17 protein-coding genes are annotated in these 16,245 nt (G+C 71.6%); 12 read left to right on the top strand and 5 right to left on the bottom strand.

Annotated features, from left to right (window positions below; all coding sequences use genetic code 11):
• Nucleotides 1-62: 62 nt before the first annotated feature.
• Nucleotides 63-1,181 (bottom strand): M23 family metallopeptidase, encoded by a 1,119-nt coding sequence (locus tag DEJ06_RS03190; protein WP_111038402.1) that lies wholly within the window; start codon nucleotides 1,179-1,181, stop codon nucleotides 63-65.
• Nucleotides 1,182-1,343: 162 nt separating this feature from the next.
• On the opposite strand from DEJ06_RS03190, the gene DEJ06_RS03195 reads away from it, so the two are divergent.
• Complete coding sequence (locus tag DEJ06_RS03195) at nucleotides 1,344-1,838, top strand: hypothetical protein (protein WP_111038403.1); 495 nt, start codon at nucleotides 1,344-1,346, stop codon at nucleotides 1,836-1,838.
• 3 nt (nucleotides 1,839-1,841) lie between these two features.
• Here DEJ06_RS03195 and DEJ06_RS03200 read toward each other — a convergent pair whose 3' ends face one another.
• Nucleotides 1,842-2,207 carry a hypothetical protein gene (locus DEJ06_RS03200; RefSeq protein WP_111038404.1) on the bottom strand — a complete coding sequence of 122 codons (366 nt, stop codon included), beginning with the start codon at nucleotides 2,205-2,207 and terminating at the stop codon, nucleotides 1,842-1,844.
• Between the two features lie 193 nt (nucleotides 2,208-2,400).
• Here DEJ06_RS03200 and DEJ06_RS03205 point away from each other — a divergent pair, with 193 nt between their 5' ends.
• Nucleotides 2,401-4,626 (top strand): NADP-dependent isocitrate dehydrogenase, encoded by a 2,226-nt coding sequence (locus tag DEJ06_RS03205; RefSeq protein ID WP_111038405.1) that lies wholly within the window; start codon nucleotides 2,401-2,403, stop codon nucleotides 4,624-4,626.
• A gap of 17 nt (nucleotides 4,627-4,643) precedes the next feature.
• Here DEJ06_RS03205 and DEJ06_RS03210 read toward each other — a convergent pair whose 3' ends face one another.
• Both DEJ06_RS03210 and DEJ06_RS03215 read right to left on the bottom strand, forming a co-directional pair.
• Entirely contained in the window at nucleotides 4,644-5,099 is a 456-nt protein-coding gene (locus DEJ06_RS03210; RefSeq protein WP_035809287.1) for a DUF3817 domain-containing protein, read from the bottom strand.
• Between the two features lie 79 nt (nucleotides 5,100-5,178).
• Complete coding sequence (locus DEJ06_RS03215) at nucleotides 5,179-6,618, bottom strand: DUF4832 domain-containing protein (protein WP_111038406.1); 1,440 nt, start codon at nucleotides 6,616-6,618, stop codon at nucleotides 5,179-5,181.
• A 140-nt stretch (nucleotides 6,619-6,758) separates the two neighbouring features.
• On the opposite strand from DEJ06_RS03215, the gene DEJ06_RS03220 reads away from it, so the two are divergent.
• Nucleotides 6,759-7,535 carry a ThuA domain-containing protein gene (locus tag DEJ06_RS03220; RefSeq protein ID WP_258372379.1) on the top strand — a complete coding sequence of 259 codons (777 nt, stop codon included), beginning with the start codon at nucleotides 6,759-6,761 and terminating at the stop codon, nucleotides 7,533-7,535.
• Nucleotides 7,532-8,689 (top strand): GAF domain-containing protein, encoded by a 1,158-nt coding sequence (locus tag DEJ06_RS03225; RefSeq protein WP_111038407.1) that lies wholly within the window; start codon nucleotides 7,532-7,534, stop codon nucleotides 8,687-8,689. Before DEJ06_RS03220 ends, DEJ06_RS03225 begins: the two co-directional genes overlap by 4 nt.
• Before the next feature lie 54 nt (nucleotides 8,690-8,743).
• On the opposite strand, the gene DEJ06_RS03230 is transcribed toward DEJ06_RS03225, so the two are convergent.
• Nucleotides 8,744-9,187, bottom strand: a complete 444-nt coding sequence (locus DEJ06_RS03230; RefSeq protein ID WP_111028891.1) for a disulfide bond formation protein B — start codon at nucleotides 9,185-9,187, stop codon at nucleotides 8,744-8,746.
• A 90-nt stretch (nucleotides 9,188-9,277) separates the two neighbouring features.
• On the opposite strand from DEJ06_RS03230, the gene DEJ06_RS03235 reads away from it, so the two are divergent.
• The 8 genes from DEJ06_RS03235 (at nucleotide 9,278) to DEJ06_RS03270 (ending at nucleotide 16,207) form a co-directional block, all read left to right on the top strand.
• Nucleotides 9,278-9,928: a ScbR family autoregulator-binding transcription factor gene (locus DEJ06_RS03235; protein ID WP_111023391.1), complete on the top strand. Its 651-nt coding sequence runs from the start codon at nucleotides 9,278-9,280 to the stop codon at nucleotides 9,926-9,928.
• A gap of 117 nt (nucleotides 9,929-10,045) precedes the next feature.
• Complete coding sequence (locus DEJ06_RS03240) at nucleotides 10,046-10,921, top strand: aminoglycoside phosphotransferase family protein (RefSeq protein ID WP_111038408.1); 876 nt, start codon at nucleotides 10,046-10,048, stop codon at nucleotides 10,919-10,921.
• Between the two features lie 58 nt (nucleotides 10,922-10,979).
• Nucleotides 10,980-11,591, top strand: a complete 612-nt coding sequence (locus tag DEJ06_RS03245) for a hypothetical protein (protein WP_111038409.1) — start codon at nucleotides 10,980-10,982, stop codon at nucleotides 11,589-11,591.
• Nucleotides 11,588-12,319, top strand: a complete 732-nt coding sequence (locus DEJ06_RS03250) for a DinB family protein (RefSeq protein WP_111038410.1) — start codon at nucleotides 11,588-11,590, stop codon at nucleotides 12,317-12,319. The genes DEJ06_RS03245 and DEJ06_RS03250 overlap by 4 nt, the downstream gene beginning before the upstream one ends.
• Nucleotides 12,320-12,527: 208 nt before the next feature.
• Complete coding sequence (locus DEJ06_RS03255; RefSeq protein WP_071245638.1) at nucleotides 12,528-13,175, top strand: ABC transporter permease; 648 nt, start codon at nucleotides 12,528-12,530, stop codon at nucleotides 13,173-13,175.
• Complete coding sequence (locus DEJ06_RS03260; protein WP_071406247.1) at nucleotides 13,162-14,433, top strand: ATP-binding cassette domain-containing protein; 1,272 nt, start codon at nucleotides 13,162-13,164, stop codon at nucleotides 14,431-14,433. The genes DEJ06_RS03255 and DEJ06_RS03260 overlap by 14 nt, the downstream gene beginning before the upstream one ends.
• Nucleotides 14,430-15,194, top strand: a complete 765-nt coding sequence (locus tag DEJ06_RS03265; protein WP_111038411.1) for an ABC transporter permease — start codon at nucleotides 14,430-14,432, stop codon at nucleotides 15,192-15,194. Before DEJ06_RS03260 ends, DEJ06_RS03265 begins: the two co-directional genes overlap by 4 nt.
• Nucleotides 15,191-16,207 carry a glycine betaine ABC transporter substrate-binding protein gene (locus tag DEJ06_RS03270; protein ID WP_111038412.1) on the top strand — a complete coding sequence of 339 codons (1,017 nt, stop codon included), beginning with the start codon at nucleotides 15,191-15,193 and terminating at the stop codon, nucleotides 16,205-16,207. Before DEJ06_RS03265 ends, DEJ06_RS03270 begins: the two co-directional genes overlap by 4 nt.
• The last annotated feature ends 38 nt before the right edge of the window (nucleotides 16,208-16,245 follow it).

Consider the following 16,245-nt stretch of genomic DNA (forward strand, 5'->3'; position numbering starts at 1 on the left):
CGCTCGACAGCGGCTGTGGATCCCGCGTCGCGACGGGGAGCGGTCGCTGCGGGGCGCGGTCGCTACAGGGTGAGCGAGCGACCGATGCGGGCTTCGAGCCACGCCTTCGGGTCGATCGGCGTGACGCCGTCCATCAGGACCTCGAGGTGCAGGTGCGCACCCGTCGAGACGCCGGAGGACCCGACGAGCCCGATGAACTGCCCGGCAGCGACGGTGTCGCCGACCTTGAGCGGCGAGGAGCCGGGGATCATGTGGCCGTAGAGCGTGGAGACCTGACGGCCGTCGACCACGTGGTCGATGATGACCGCGTTGCCGTACGAGAAGTAGGTGCCCGAGACCCGGACCTTGCCCGCGGCGACGGCACCGATCGGCGTGCCCATGCCCGGGGTGAAGTCGAGGCCCTGGTGCAGCGACGAGCACGCCCCGCACGGTGCCGAGCGGTACCCGAAGCCGGAGCTCATCTGCACCGGGCCGGGGAACGGCGAGCGGACCGCGCCGCCGAACGAGACGGCGCCACCCGCGGTCGCCGCGGTGTCGGCGGAACCAGCGGTCTTCGTGGTGACGGTCGAGCCGCCGCCGACGGTGAACCCGTCACGGTCGAACCCGGCGGCCGTGACCGCCTGGGTCACTGCGTAGTCCTGGGTGCGCACGACCGGAGCGATGGTCGAGGTGGCCATCGAGGTGCCGGCGCTCGCGTGGGCGGGCATCGCCGAGGCGGCGAACATCGCGATGGCGGCGGCGGCGCTGGTGAGCGTGATGCGTCCGGCGCGGGCCGACCGGGAGGCCCGGGGTGCGCTGGCGACGCGGGTCACCCTGGGTGCGGGGCGACGGACGACGCGCTGGATGCGGTCGTCGACGTGCTCGGTGGTGGCGCGTGCGGCTGCGGAGCGGCGGCCGGCCGGCTCGGTGGCCGAGGACACTGTCGCGAGGACCACGGCCTGCACGGGCTTGGCGATCTTCGCGGCCTTCGGTGCCTTGGCCGGCTTCGCGGCCTTCGTCGGCTTGGCGACCTTCGCTGCCTTGGCCGGCTTCTCGGGCTTGGCGGCCTTCGCGACCGGCGCCGTCTTGCTGCGACGCTGCGGTCCGCGGGCCGCTGCGCGCTCGGCCTGGAGGGCGGCGCGACGGGACAGGTGCACCACCGGGGTCTCCGGGTGCTGGTCGAGTTCGGGTGCAGTCGTCATGGCCGCCCACCATTCTGCACGACTCTGTCGCTTTGTACAGGCCCTTTCGTGATCTTTTCGTTACCGAGTGCGCTGGGAGGCGCCTGATCACCACGGGCGGAAGCGTCCCCCGGGCCCTCCGCATCGGTACGGTCAGGGGAAAGCGACGGAAGGACCCGCACCATGGCCCGATCGCCGCGTGAGCGGTACGGAACGGTCGACCTGGCGTCGGCCGACGTCGTGCTGGCCGGTACCCAGGAACTCCTCCCCGTGCTCCGGGCCGCGGCCGTGCGCGCCGGGATCGACGCTGCGCGGATGCGGATCATCGGGGTCGACGACCTGCCGGACCCCGAGGAGACGTGGGACGCGGCGTTGGCCGTCATCGCGATCCGTCGCCCCGGTGACGACCCCGCGTTCCACCGGGCGCAGGCGGCTGCCGAGCTCATCGCACCGATGCTCGCGCCGCACGCCGTCCGCATCGTCGTCACGGTGTCCGGGGTGACCCGCCTGGCGCCGAAGCTCGAGCGCACCCTGACGTCCGAGGTCCTGCACCAGATCGATGCCGCGTCGGCGTCCTCCGGGTTCCGTCGGCCCTTCCGGCCCCTGCGCATGCGGCTCGGGCTCGCCGGGCTCCGTGCCGCCGGCGTCCGGGTGTTCCGCGTCTCGATCGGCGACTGAGGCTCAGGCTCCGTCGGGTCCCGAGCCCTGCGCGGCGCTCGCCTGCACCGACGGGTGCGGAGGAGCGGCGTGCGCGACGACGGAGACACTGCCGACGGCGAGCACGAGTGCCAGCGCTCCGGCGGTGCAGGCCGTCCCGATCCGCCGCAAGCGCGACCGGCTGCCACGCTGACGCGGTGCGAACCGCTTCGTGCTCCGTCGGGGTTCGGGGCCGACGAGCCAGGGACCGGAGCCGTCGGGGTCGTACGAGAACGGGCCGGAGCCGTCCGGCGCGTACCGGTAGGGCCCGCTGCCGTCCGAGGCGTAGGCGGACCGCAGGTCCTCCGCCCTCCAGCCGAAGTCGTCCGGGGTCTGCCGTGTGGTGGTCATGCGCGCTCTCCCTCGCTCTGGTGCTGCGGAAGACCAGTCCACGCACCGTTCCTATGTGTCGACAGTGCGCCTCCAGGGTGTCGGCCGAGCATCTGCCGCGCGGAAGCGGGGGCCATGTATCTTGATGTCGAGACATCCTGCGCCACGAGTACCGTGGACGTACCGACGGTCGAACAAGGGAGTACCCGCCAGCATGGCCAAGATCATCTACACCCTCACGGACGAGGCGCCGTTCCTCGCCACCCACTCCTTCCTCCCGGTCATCCAGGCCTTCGCCGGCACCGCGGGTGTCGACGTCGAGACCCGCGACATCTCGCTCGCCGGCCGGATCATCGCCCAGTTCCCGGAGCGGCTCACCGACGAGCAGCGCCTGGACGACGCCCTCGCCGAACTCGGCGACCTGGCGAAGACCCCCGAGGCGAACATCATCAAGCTGCCGAACATCTCGGCGTCGATCCCCCAGCTCAAGGTCGCGATCAAGGAACTGCAGGCGCAGGGCTACGACCTGCCCGACTACCCGGACGAGGCCACGACCGACGAGCAGCGCGACGTCCGCGCCCGCTACGGCCGTGTCCAGGGCAGCGCCGTCAACCCGGTGCTGCGCGAGGGCAACTCCGACCGCCGCGCACCCCTGTCCGTCAAGAACTACGCCCGCAAGCACCCGCACCGCATGGGCGCCTGGTCGCGTGACTCGAAGACGAACGTCACCACCATGGGCGTCGACGACTTCCGCTCGAACGAGAAGTCCTGGATCGCCCCCGCCGACGACGTCCTGACGATCACCTTCGTGGCCGAGGACGGCAGCGAGCAGGTCCTCAAGCAGTCGATCCCCGTCCTGCAGGGCGAGGTCGTGGACGGCACCGTGCTGCACGTGGCCGCACTCGAGTCGTTCCTGCGCAAGCAGATCGAGCGCGCCGCCGCCGAGGACATCCTGTTCTCCGTGCACCTCAAGGCCACGATGATGAAGATCTCGGACCCGATCATCTTCGGGCACGTCATCAAGGCGTTCTTCCCGTCGGTGTTCGAGCGCTACGGCGCCGACCTCGCCGCCGCGGGCCTGACCCCGAACGACGGTCTCGGCTCGATCCTCGCCGGCCTCGCTGCGCTGCCGAACGGCGCCGAGATCGAGCGTGCCTTCAAGCAGGGCATCGCCGACGGCCCCGAGCTCGCCATGGTCGACTCGGACAAGGGCATCACGAACCTGCACGTGCCGAGCGACGTCATCGTCGACGCGTCGATGCCCGCGATGATCCGCACCTCGGGGCACATGTGGGGCCCGGACGGCGACGAGCACGACACCCTCGCCGTCATCCCCGACTCGAGCTACGCCGGCATCTACCAGGCCGTGCTCGACGACTGCCGCGCCCACGGCGCCTTCGACCCGTCGACGATGGGTTCCGTGCCCAACGTCGGCCTGATGGCGCAGAAGGCCGAGGAGTACGGCTCGCACGACAAGACCTTCGAGCTCCCCGGTGCCGGTGTGGTCCGTGTCACGACCGCCTCGGGCGACGTCGTCATCGAGCACGACGTCGAGCCCGGTGACATCTGGCGTGCCTGCCAGACCAAGGACGTCGCCATCCGCGACTGGGTGAAGCTCGCCGTCACCCGCGCCCGTGCCTCCGCGACGCCGGCCGTGTTCTGGCTCGACGAGACCCGTGCGCACGACGCAAACCTGATCGGGCTCGTCCGCGAGTACCTCGGCGAGCACGACACCGACGGCCTGCAGATCGAGATCCTCGCGCCCGAGGACGCCATGCGCTTCTCGCTCGAGCGCATCCGCCGCGGCGAGGACACCATCTCGGTCACCGGCAACGTCCTGCGCGACTACCTGACCGACCTGTTCCCGATCATGGAGCTCGGCACCTCGGCGAAGATGCTCTCCGTCGTCCCGCTGCTGGGCGGTGGCGGCCTGTTCGAGACCGGTGCCGGTGGTTCCGCCCCGAAGCACGTGCAGCAGCTCGTGCAGCAGAACTACCTGCGCTGGGACAGCCTGGGCGAGTTCCTCGCGCTGGCGGTCAGCCTCGAGCACCTCGCCGGTGTGACGGGCAACGAGCGGGCGAAGATCCTGGGCGAGACCCTCGACCGTGCCACCGGGACGTTCCTGGAGCAGGACAAGTCCCCGGGTCGGAAGCTCGGCTCGATCGACAACCGCGGCAGCCACTTCTACCTGGCGAAGTACTGGGCCGAGGAGCTCGCGGCGCAGACCCAGGACACCGAGCTCGCGGCGTCGTTCGCGGACCTCGCGGCGAAGCTCGGTGAGCAGGAGCACACCATCGTCGACGAGCTCGTCTCGGTGCAGGGTCACCCGGCCGACATCGGCGGCTACTACCGCCCCGACGACGCCAAGACGAGCGCGGTCATGCGTCCGTCCGTGGTCGCGTCCGCACCACGAACCCGACCACCGCTGCTCACGAAGTGACGGGGGCGCTCGTCGCGTCAGCCGCGGGACGGCACGGGCGGGCCGGCGGCGAGCAGCCCGGTGAAGACCAGGGCGACGGCCACGACCCCGATGCCCGCGGCCACGGCGGGCCGACGCACCACGAAGAACAGCAGACGGTCCCAGAAGCCCGAGTGGGCGTCCGGCGAGCGGCGCCAGGAGCCCTCGAGCATGCCGCGGCGGGCGACCGCGACCTCGAACGGCACCGTGGCGTACGGCACGACGGCACTGGCCCAGCCGAGCACGAGCGCCCCGAACGACCACCGCTGGTTCACCGCCACGACCGTCGTGACCACCAGGTACGCCAGGAACACGAAGCCGTGCACCCCACCCCCGATGCGGACGCCCCAGTCGCCGGCGTCCAGGCCGTACTTGAGCACCATCCCGAGGATGAGCAGGGTCCAGGTCACGAGTTCGGCGACCGCGGCGGCGCGGAACAGGGAGCGCGGAGTCATGCCGCCAATCGTGGCGGACCCGGTTGACAGACAGCAGAACGCCCCGGATCGTCCGACCCGGGGCGCGCTGCAGGTCCGCTCAGTGCCGCACGACCACCGTCTGCCCGAGGCGGTTCACACCCGCGCTCGCGTCCCACGTGCCGGTGTTCGCCGTCTGGATCGCGAAGGCCGGGTTCGCCGCCACCGAGGCCTCCGGCGCGGGCAGGGCGAGTGCGACGCTCCAGTGCCCGTTCGGCACGTCGGCCAGCGACGCCCGGACGGTCACGGTCCGTCCCGGCTGCCAGGACGACGCGTCGGCGGCCACGGGCACGGTCACCCGGCGATCGCCGTCGGTCAGGACGAGCTGCACCGGGCGGCTGTTGTACGGCGCCGCCCAGCCGTCGTTCCGGATCGACACCGCCACCGACGGCTTCGCGCCCGAGGTGGCGGTGCTCGACGTCATCGTGAAGCGGTAGCCGAGCTTCTTCGCGGCGTCGGTCATGCCGTCCGCGCGCCAGGTCGTCAGGACGTCCTTGTTGTAGTCGAGGTTGAGGTAGCTGTAGTGGTACTTCGCCATCTCGGCCGAGGCGGACGGGTAGTCGGTCCGCGGCGCGTTCACGGCGCAGGTCTCACCACCGACGGGGACGTACCGCGACTCCGCCGCCAGGTAGTCCTGGTCGAGCGACAGCGGGTTGCTCAGGAACGTGCCGAAGTCGTCCGGCGAGGCGAGGAAGCAGTCGTTGTGGTGCCCGATGCGCGACGCTGCCGATCCGTCGTGTGCCTGCTCCGGGGTGAGCGCCCCGGCCGTGCCGGACGGCGTGCGGAGTGCGTCCTGCTTCATCTGCATCGTGCGGACCTGGACCGAGCGGCTGGAGGGCAGGGCGGCGAGTTCGGCCTGCAGGACCTGTCGTCGGGCGTCCTTGTCGGCCTCGGTCAGCACACCCGGGTTCGCCGGGTCGCTCGCGAAGTGGTCGGTGTAGTAGCCCTCGCCCCAGAGCCCGATGAATCCCCCCTGCAGGGTCGGGATGACGTCGGCGTTCCGGCGGAGCGTCGGGGTGAGCTGCTCGATGTGCGCGAGCACGGTCGGCAGGTCGGCGTCACCGTAGGGCGCCGAGTACGGGTACGAGCCACCCTGGACGTACGCGAACCGGGTGATCACACCCACGCCGGCTGCGCGCGCGGTGTCGTAGTCGTGCTGCACGAGCGCGAGCCAGGCCGGACTGAGTTGCCGCTGCTGGACGAACGCCTCCATGTAGAACACCCGGACGACCTGCGTGACGCCCTCGGCCCGGTAGCCCCGGAGCGTCGCGGCGTCGAGCGGCGTGTACCCGGTGCCGTCGGCGCGGTAGTGCGTCTCGGTGGTGTGGTCGAACCCGCGCGAGGGGTTCGGGATGACCGCGTCGCTCGCCGTGTAGGTCACGGTCGAGGTGGTCGCGGTTCGTTTCGAGTGGTGACCGGTGGGTGATGCCCACGCGGTGGTCGGTACGGCGAGTGCGAGCACCGCCGCGAGTGCGACGGTGGTGATGGTGCGGTGCTGCATCGGACGAGCCCCTGTCCTCGGCGCGGGCGGTGACCGGCACCCCCTGGCACCGTCGCCTGCGCGATTGTGATCTGAAGGTAGGCCAAACGATCAGAAAACGCCAGGACCTGCGCAAAGCGATCACGGGTAGCGTGGGTCCCATGTCGCCGTCGACCGAGAAACGTCCCCTGAACATCGTCGTCTGGAACGAGAACGTGCACGAGACCCGCGGTGACGCGACGGTCATCGGGCACTACCCCGACGGCATGCACGCCGTGATCGCCCAGGCGCTCCGGCAGCTGCAGCCCGGGGCCGACGTCTCCACCGCCACCCTGCAGGAACCCGACCACGGCATCACCGCCGAACGACTGGCCACCACGGACGTGCTGTTCTGGTGGGGCCACGCCGCCCACGACGAGGTCAGCGACGCCGTCGTCGACCTGGTCGTCGACGCCGTGCACGCCGGCATGGGCCTGGTCGTGCTGCACTCCGGCCACTACTCCAAGCCGTTCAAGCGCCTGATGGGCACGACCTGCTCGCTGAAGTGGCGGAACGACGGCGAGCGTGAACTCGTCTGGACCGTCGCGCCCGAGCACCCGATCGCCGCCGGGGTGCCGCACCCGATCGTCATCGACCGGCAGGAGATGTACGGCGAGTACTTCGACATCCCGCGCCCCGACGAAGAGGTGTTCCTGTCGACCTTCGCGGGCGGCGAGGTCTTCCGCTCCGGCGTCGCGTACCGCCGGGGGCTCGGCAAGGTCTTCTACTTCTCGCCCGGCGACCAGGAGTACCCCGTCTACCACCACCCGGACATCCAGCGTGTGCTGTCGAACGCCGCCGCCTGGGCCGCCCCGGTGTCCGAGCGCCGCGAGCTGACGGCTGACCCCCACCCACGGGACTGGTTCCTGACGGACGATGGGGGTAGACAGGCCGGGTGACCAACCATCTCGACGGTGCGCACAGGCGCACCGCGGTGATCGAGGCGCTCGCCATCTTGGGATCAGGACCCGAGGAGCGCTTCGACCGCATCACCCGCATGGCCCACGAGGCGTTCGACGTCCCGTTGACCTTCCTCAACCTCGTCCACCACGACCTCGTCACCACGCAGTCGACCTTCGGCTGGCACCAGGGGTCGAGTGTCCCCGCCAGCGAGCAGTTCTGCGCGTCGACGGTGCTCACCCGCGAACCGATGGTGATCCCGGACGCGTCGCTCGACGCCCGGTTCGCGCATACGGCGGCGGTGGCCGAGCACGGCATCCGGTTCTACGCGGGCGCACCGTTGACCATGGTCGACGGCACCCGGGTGGGCACGCTGTGCCTGATGGACGCTGTTCCGCGCACGTTCTCGCCGGACGACGTCGCCCTGCTGGGTGACCTGGCCCGGTGGGCGGAGCGTGAGCTCGGCGTCGCCATCGACCGCGGGCGGGTCCGTCGGGTGCTCGACGGCCTGGTGCCGGACCCGGTCGCGGTGCCGGGGTACGACCTCGACGTCCTGGTGGCCCAGCACGACGACGGCGGGGGTGACGTCGCCGACTGGCGCGTCGCACCGGACGGTGCCCTGCACGTCACCGTCGGCCGGGTGAGCGCGGCCGGCCCGGCGTCGGGCCTGCTCGCCGCGGCGGTCCGCGGTGCCGTGGCGGCACGGACCGGCTCGGCCATGTCGGACGCGATCGTCGGCCTGGAGGCGCAGGTCACCGCCGACCTGTCGGCTGCGGACGCCGTCGGCTCGCTCTTCCACCTGCGGCTCGACCCGACGTCGGGTCACGTCGACTTCGGCGACGCCGGCCACGGCCTCGCCGTGCTCGTCCCCGCCGACGGTCCGGCTCGCGTCCTGCACCCGCTCGACCTGCCGCTCGGGCTGCAACCGGAGTCGATCCCCCGGTCGCCCGGCGCGCTCGACCTGGAACCCGGGGACCGGCTGGCGATCTGCACCCAGGGCGTCCTGTCGCTGGAGGGGCTCCGGCACCTGGACGACCTCGCCGCGCTGGTGCGCTCGGCTCCGGACGGGGCCACCGTGGTCGAACGGGTGCGCACGGCGGTCCCCACGGATGCCGTGGTCGACGTCACGCTGGTGGTGCTCACGCGGCACTGAGTGGGATCCGCCGCCCAGGCGCCGCCCGGGGTGCGGACCGCCGCCCGCAGCAGATCAGGAGCGGAAGCGGTCCTGCCGTGGGCGCGGGGTCCCGGTCAGCGAGACCACGAGCAGGGTCGCGAGCAGGGCGAAGCCAGCCAGCTCGATGCCCAGGCCGGCGAGCTGCCAGTACGCGCTGCCGACGTGCTGCGGCTGCGTGATCGACTCCGGCCACCACGACTGGATGAGCGGGAACGAGCCCGGGAACGGGTCGAGGCCGAACACGACGAGCCCGCCGAGCAGCATCACAACGCCGAGGCCGGCCATCGCCCCACGGGACCGACGGAGCATGTGCACCACGAGGGCCGCACCCATGCCGGCGAGCCCGACGACGGCGATCAGGAACGCGAGCACCACGATGGTCTGCGGCGCGAGCGCGACCCAGTCCAGCACCGCGATCGGCAGCAGCAGCCACCGACCCGTCCGTGCCCAGCGCGCAGGGTTCCGCCATCCGTCCATGGCGACCGACCGTAGGGCACCCGGCCGAACGCCTGCCGAATGCGGCCAGTGCACCCCGGCGGCAGCGAGCGCTGACTACGATCGGACCCCATGGCGCAGGACCGACCGACCCGGCAGCAGCGGTCGCTCGCGACCCGCACGGCGATCATCGAGGGCGCGGCCGCGGAGTTCGACGAACGCGGGTACGTCGGTGCCTCGATGGACGGCATCGCCGAACGCATCGGGATGACCAAGGGTGCGCTGTACTTCCACTTCACGTCGAAGGCCGACATGGCCGGGGCCGTCGTGGCCGAACAGCACGCGATCTCCCGCCGGTACGGCGAGGCCGCGGTGGCCCGGGGCACCACCCCGCTCGAGTCGATCATGTGGCTGTGCCAGGGGCTCGCGGTCCAGATGACGTCCGAGGTCGTCGTGAGCGCCGGGGTGCGGCTGTCGACCGACGTGGCCGCGAGCGACGTCGCCCGGCAGGACCCGTACACCGACTGGACCACGGTGGTCGCCGGGTTCGCGCGGCAGGCCGTCGAGGTGGGCGAGCTCGACCCGCGGTGGGACCCGGACCTGGTCGGCCGGGTCGTCGTCCGCGCCTACACCGGCGTGCAGACCGTCTCGGACGTGATGACCCGCCGGGCCGACCTGTTCGCGGGCCTGCGGGAACTCTGGACGGTCCTGCTGGACGCGTTCGTCACCGAACGGCTGCGTCCGGAGATCCCGCGGCTCGTCGCGCTCATCGCTCCGGAGTGACGCGGGTCCCCCCAGGGAAACACCCACGTCACCTCACCTCTGAGACTACCGAGAAGGGGGTCGTGCCACCGGCCCCAGTTCGCGGGCATGTGTCCGGCGGCCCACTAGCCTGACGCGGTGCCCACACCCGCTGCCGAGGTCGACGTCGACGTCCCGCTCGTCCGGTCCCTGCTGCGCGACCAGCACCCCGACCTGGCCGGCCTCCCGCTCGAGGTCGTCGCGAACGGCTGGGACAACGTCGTGCTGCGTCTGGGCGACGACCTGGCCGTCCGGGTCCCCCGTCGGGAGCTGGCCGCACGGCTCGTCGAACACGAACAGCGCTGGTTGCCGGACATCGCCGCCCGGGTCGGATCGGTCGTCCCGGTGCCTGCCCCGGTGCGCACCGGACGCCCCGCCCTCGGCTACCCGTGGTCGTGGAGCATCGTGCCGTGGCTGTCCGGCACGGCGATCGGTGAACGTGCGGCCGGGGTCCCCGTCGCCGAGGCGCTCGCCGCGTTCGTCGGGCTCCTGCACGTCCCGGCCCCGGCCGACGCCCCGGCGAACCCGTTCCGTGCGGTGCCGCTCGCGTCGCGGAGCGACGCCGTGCTGGCGCGACTCGACGAGCACGGCGTGCACCGGGCCGGAGAGCTGGCCACGCTGTGGCGGACCGCAGCGGCCGTGCCCGCGCACGCCGGGCCTCCCGTCTGGGTGCACGGCGACCTGCACCCCTTCAACCTGCTCGTCGACTCGTCGGACGGAGTCGACCGCCTGTCGGCCGTGGTCGACTTCGGGGACGTCACCGCGGGCGACCCCGCCGTCGACCTCGCGACCGCCTGGCTGACGCTGGACCGGCCGGGGCGTTCCGCGTTCCGGGCGCGCGTCGCGGCCTCGGATGCCACCTGGCTGCGCGCACGTGGGTGGGTGGTCGCGCTCGCGTCCGCGCTGGCGACCGCCGACGAACGCGCCTTCCGGAGCGTCGCGCGACGGAGCATCGACGCGGTGCTGGACGACTGAGTCCCCACGGGGCTATCGTGACCGCACCATCCGTGCACAGCCGATCGGAGGGGCCGCCATGACCCTCGAGCTCCGCGTCCAGCACGACGTCGCCACCGACGCCTCCCCCGCCCCCGTCCGACCCGAGCGACGCGGTCTCCGTGGCCTGCTCGACCGGATCTCGGACCGCCGCGCCGCCGCCCGCGCGCGACGGGTCGACGACCGGGTGCGCGAACTCGGGGAACTCGTCCACCTGCTCTCCGACGCCCGCGCCGTCGTCGAACGCGGGTGGGTCCAGCACGCCTGGTTCGCCTACCTCGACGAGCACGGCCGCGAGCGCAAGGCCTCCAGCGCCGCCGCGATGGACGTGCAGGGCCGGCCGCTCGTCGGTGCCTGCCTGGTCGGCGCGGTCGTGTCCGCCGCCGGCGGGCCGCACGCGGTGCACGCTCCCCGGGTGCAGCACGCGCTCGACGTCGTGTGGCACGCCCTCGCCCGCGACGAGGGCGAGCCCGTGCTGTGGTGCCCCGCGCCGGACATCCGGATGGGGCGGGTACGGGACCTGACGAGCTGGAACGACGCCCCGGCACGCACCGGCACCGAGGTCGCCGGCCTGCTGCTGACGGCTGAACGGGTCGCCGTGCAGGAGTCGACGCGCCTGCAGGAGCTCCGGGTGGCACGATCGGGGGCATGAGCGACGTCGAAGCGGTCCCCGAGGTGCACCCCGCGAGCACCAGCACCCTGGCCGCGAGCGGCAACGCCCTGCTGTCGGACGAAGGGGCCACGCGGGACCCCGCCGGTGCGGCGGCGGCGGACGGCGCGGACGCCGCTGCCGCCGACGCCGCGGTGAAGCGGACGCTGCACCGGTACCTGCAGAAGCACCGTGCGGCCCTGCTGGCCAAGCTCGACGGGCTCGCGGAGCGGCAGGCCCGCTGGCCGGTGACGCCCACGGGCACGAACGTCCTCGGGCTGGTGAAGCACGTCGCCGGGGTGCAGGCCGGCTACTTCGGCGAGGTGTTCGGGCGGCCGTTGCCGGACCAGCCCGCCTGGCTCGAGTCGGAGGACGGCGAGGACATGTACGCCTCGCTCGACGAGACCATGGCCGACATCGTGGCCTTCCACCACCGGAGTGCCGCCCACGCCGACGCCACGATCGAGGCGCTCGACCTCACCGCCACCGGGACCGTGCCGTGGTGGCCGGAGGGGCACCGGGAGGTCACGCTGCACCGGATCCTGGTGCACATGGCGTACGAGACCGCCCGGCACGCGGGTCACGCCGACATCGTGCGCGAGATGCTCGACGGCCTGGCAGGCGACGGCGACGGCAACCTGGCCGACAAGTCCCCGGAGGAATGGGTCCGGTGGCGTGAGCAGCTCGTCGACATCGCTGAGCGAGCGGGGTTGCGCGGCCTCGGCGCATAGCCGAGCAGGCAGACCGATCGTTACCGTTCTCCCAGGCTCGGCGTGGTGAACCACACCTGACCTGGGGTTATTCTCCTCGCAACCGCAAGGGAAACCGTCGTCTCGGTGGGGTTGCGTTGTACAACCGGTCCAGCTGCTGCGTAGCTTTGGCCGAGCTCGTGCCCCGATCTGTGGGCAGTTCAGCCGACCGGAAGGGGAGCGCCCACCCGTGTTCCAGTACGTCGTGGAGCGATGGAACCAGATCTGGTTCGCATCGTGGCAGCACTTCTCACTGGTCGTCCAGTGCGTCGTCCTCGCCACGGTCATCGCCGTGGTGCTCGCCACACTCGTCTACCGCAGCCCGCGCCTGACCGCGTTCGCGAACGGGGTGTCGGCCATCGGCCTCACCCTGCCGTCGTTCGCCGTCATCGGCCTGCTCATCGTCCCGCTCGGCTTCGGCGTCCTGCCGTCGGTCGTGACGGTCGTCTTCTTCGCCGCGCTGCCGATCCTGCGCAACGCGGTCGTCGGTCTCGCCGAGATCCCGCCTGCCGTCGTCGAGTCGGCGCGCGGCATCGGCATGAGCCGGTTCCGCACCCTGCTGCAGGTCGAGCTGCCGATGGCGTGGCCGATCATCCTGAGCGGTGTCCGCGTGGCTGCGCAGATGGTGATGGGCATCGCCGCCATCGCCGCGTACGCGCTCGGCCCCGGGCTCGGCGGCTTCATCTTCTCCGGGCTGTCCCGCCTCGGCGGCGCCAACGCCCTGTTCTCCGTCGTGGTCGGGGTGGTCGGCGTCGTCCTGCTCGCCCTGGTCCTCGACCTGCTCCTCATCGGCCTCGGCCGCCTGACCATCTCGAGAGGTATCCGTGTCCAGCACTGACTCCGCCACCACCACCGCGCCCGACGGGGACGTCACCGGGCGCAGCATCCTGCTCGACGAGGTCACCAAGCGGTACCCCGGGCAGTCGAAGCCCGCCGTCGACGGCATCACGCTCGAGATCCCGGCCGGCAAGATCGTCATGCTCGTCGGCCCGTCCGGCTGCGGCAAGACGACGACCCTCAAGATGATCAACCGCCTGATCGAGCCCACGCAGGGCCGGATCGTCGTCGGCGACGACGACGTCACGGGCATCGACGGCGACGAGCTCCGTCGCCGCATGGGCTACGTGATCCAGGCCGGCGGGCTCTTCCCGCACATGACCGTCGCGGCGAACATCGCGATCGTGCCGAAGATGCTCGGCTGGTCGAAGGAGAAGATCGCGGCGCGGGTCGACGAGCTGCTCGACCTGGTCTCGCTCGACCCCGACACCTACCGCGACCGGTTCCCCCGCGAACTCTCCGGTGGCCAGCAGCAGCGCGTCGGCGTGGCCCGTGCGCTCGCGGCGGATCCGCCCGTCTTGCTCATGGACGAGCCGTTCGGTGCGGTCGACCCGATCACCCGCCAGCGCCTGCAGGACGAGCTGCTGCGCATCCAGGAGGAACTGCACAAGACGATCGTCATCGTCACGCACGACTTCGACGAAGCCGTGAAGCTCGGCGACTGGATCGTCATCTTCACCGAGGGTGCGCACATCGTGCAGTACGACACCCCGGAACGGATCCTGGCCGAGCCGGCGAACGAGTTCGTCGAGAACTTCATCGGCTCCGGCGCGGGCCTGAAGCAGCTCACGCTGAACCGCGTGCGCGACGTCGAGGTCGAGTCGGCCGTGACCTGCTCGCCCGGCGAAGAGGTCAAGGCCGTGCTGCAGCGGATGAACGAGGCCGGCGGGCACCAGCACGCCGTCGTCGTCGACCACCGCCAGCGCCCGATCGGGTGGCCGTCGCGCCGCCAGCTCGAGCGTCTCGAACGCATCCCCGACGGCGTCGAGCCCGGCCTGCCCGTCGTGGGCGAGGCCGCGACCCTCAACGACGCGCTCGACACCATGCTCGTCTCGAGCGCCGGCGCCGCGCTCGTCACCGGTCGTCGTGACGCGTTCCGCGGCGTGATCACCGTCGAGACCGTGATGGAGGCGATCACCCGCTCCCGCGCGACCGCCGCAGGCGACCAGGCCTACACGCCCGTCGGCACGAACACGAACCCGATCGAGACCATGCCGTCGTCACCGGTGTCGGCCATGCCCACCGGAGAAGACCTGTGAGCGCAGTCGCCGCTGCCGGCCCCGCCACCGGTGCGAGCACCTCGTGGAAGGGCCTGCTGTTCCAGCCGATCGCGATCCTGGTCGTCCTGGCCGGCTTCGCGGTGTGGCTCGCGACGGCGGACCTGACCCCGACGGAGCGCACGACGCTCAACCCGGCGGACATCCTGGCCCTGACCGGTCAGCACCTCGTGCTGACCCTGCAGTCGACGGTCCTGGTGCTCGTGATCGGCATCCCGCTGGGCGTCGTGCTCACCCGCGGGCCGCTGCGCCGGGCGAGCCCGTACGTGCTCGCCGTCGCGAACTTCGGGCAGGCGGCCCCCGCCGTCGGCCTCATCGTGCTGCTCGCCGCCTGGCTCGGCCTGAACAGCTCGTCCGCCGTCATCGCGCTCGTGCTCTACGCGATCCTGCCGGTGCTCCGGAACACCATGATCGGCGTGCAGAGCGTCGACGACCGCCTGGTCGAGGCCGGTCGCGGCATGGGGATGAGCGCCTTCAGCGTGCTGATGCGCGTCGAACTGCCGCTCGCGGTGCCCGTGATGCTCTCGGGCATCCGGACCGCCCTCGTGCTGCTCGTCGGCACGGCGAGCCTGGCGACCTTCGTCGGTGCGGGCGGACTCGGTCTGCTCATCACGACGGGCGTGACGCTGTTCCTGCCGAAGGTGCTCGTCTCGGGGGCCCTGCTCGTCGCCCTGCTCGCCCTCTCCATCGACTGGCTCGGCCGCGTGGTCGAGACGGTCGCACGACCGAAGGGACTCCGATGACCCGCCGCACCCGCAGCACCCGCACCCGGGTCGGAGCCGCCGCGTTCGTCGCCGGTGCCACCGCCCTCGTCCTGACCGGGTGCGGCCTGCAGCCCGCCACCTCGTTCGTGCCCGAGGCCGGCGCCGGCTCCATCCAGCGCATCGACGACCTGCCGGCCGGCGCCCACATCACCGTGACGTCGAAGAACTTCACCGAGCAGCTCGTGCTCGGCAAGATCGCCGTGCTCGCCGCCAAGGCCGCGGGGTTCGACGTCACCGACGAGACGAACGTGCCCGGCAGCGTCGCGGTCCGTGAGCTGATGACCTCGCACGCGGCCGACTTCACGTACGAGTACACCGGCACCGCGTGGCTGACCTTCATGGGCCACACCAAGGGGATCCCGGACAAGACCGAGCAGTGGACGGCGGTGAAGAAGGAGGACGCCGGCAACGGACTGACCTGGCTCGAGCCGGCGCCGATGAACAACACCTACGCGTTCGCCGTCCGCAACGAGGCGGTGAAGGAGCTCGGGGACGTCAAGACGCTCTCCGACATCACGAAGCTGCCGGTCGACCAGCGCACGTTCTGCGTGGAGTCGGAGTTCAACTCCCGCGCCGACGGCTTCAAGCCGATGCTCAAGAAGTACGGTCTGGAGCTCGGCGGTTCGGGGTCGAACGGGGTGCCCAGCAGCAACGTCAGCATCCTCGACACCGGCACGGTCTACACGGCCACCGACCGCGGCAAGTGCAACTTCGGTGAGGTCTTCACCACCGACGGCCGCATCAAGTCGCTCGGGCTCACGGTGCTCGAGGACGACAAGGGCTTCTTCCCCGCGTACAACGTCGCGCCCGTCATCGACTCGAAGACGCTCAAGGAGTACCCGCAGCTCGAGGGGATCTACGACCAGATCTCGCCGAAGCTCACGGACGCGGTGCTGCAGGAACTCAACCGTCAGGTCGACGTCGAGGGGCGTGAGCCGGCCGACGTCGCCTTCGACTGGATGGTCAAGGAGGGCTTCATCACGAAGCCCTGACCGTTCTCGACGCACCCACCGACGGACGGGAGGCGTGG

The organism is Curtobacterium sp. MCLR17_051, from assembly GCF_003234395.1.
GTDB lineage: Bacteria > Actinomycetota > Actinomycetes > Actinomycetales > Microbacteriaceae > Curtobacterium > Curtobacterium flaccumfaciens.

Bases quoted from the DNA above. Each gene is read 5' to 3' on its own strand.
- DEJ06_RS03215 (WP_111038406.1), bottom strand. From the start codon at position 6,618: ATGCAGCACCGCACCATCACCACCGTCGCACTCGCGGCGGTGCTCGCA.
- DEJ06_RS03220 (WP_258372379.1), top strand. From the start codon at position 6,759: ATGTCGCCGTCGACCGAGAAACGTCCCCTGAACATCGTCGTCTGGAAC.
- DEJ06_RS03190 (WP_111038402.1), bottom strand. From the start codon at position 1,181: ATGACGACTGCACCCGAACTCGACCAGCACCCGGAGACCCCGGTGGTG.
- DEJ06_RS03210 (WP_035809287.1), bottom strand. From the start codon at position 5,099: ATGACTCCGCGCTCCCTGTTCCGCGCCGCCGCGGTCGCCGAACTCGTG.
- DEJ06_RS03230 (WP_111028891.1), bottom strand. From the start codon at position 9,187: ATGGACGGATGGCGGAACCCTGCGCGCTGGGCACGGACGGGTCGGTGG.
- DEJ06_RS03200 (WP_111038404.1), bottom strand. From the start codon at position 2,207: ATGACCACCACACGGCAGACCCCGGACGACTTCGGCTGGAGGGCGGAG.
- DEJ06_RS03205 (WP_111038405.1), top strand. From the start codon at position 2,401: ATGGCCAAGATCATCTACACCCTCACGGACGAGGCGCCGTTCCTCGCC.
- DEJ06_RS03270 (WP_111038412.1), top strand. From the start codon at position 15,191: ATGACCCGCCGCACCCGCAGCACCCGCACCCGGGTCGGAGCCGCCGCG.
- DEJ06_RS03250 (WP_111038410.1), top strand. From the start codon at position 11,588: ATGAGCGACGTCGAAGCGGTCCCCGAGGTGCACCCCGCGAGCACCAGC.
- DEJ06_RS03195 (WP_111038403.1), top strand. From the start codon at position 1,344: ATGGCCCGATCGCCGCGTGAGCGGTACGGAACGGTCGACCTGGCGTCG.
- DEJ06_RS03235 (WP_111023391.1), top strand. From the start codon at position 9,278: ATGGCGCAGGACCGACCGACCCGGCAGCAGCGGTCGCTCGCGACCCGC.
- DEJ06_RS03245 (WP_111038409.1), top strand. From the start codon at position 10,980: ATGACCCTCGAGCTCCGCGTCCAGCACGACGTCGCCACCGACGCCTCC.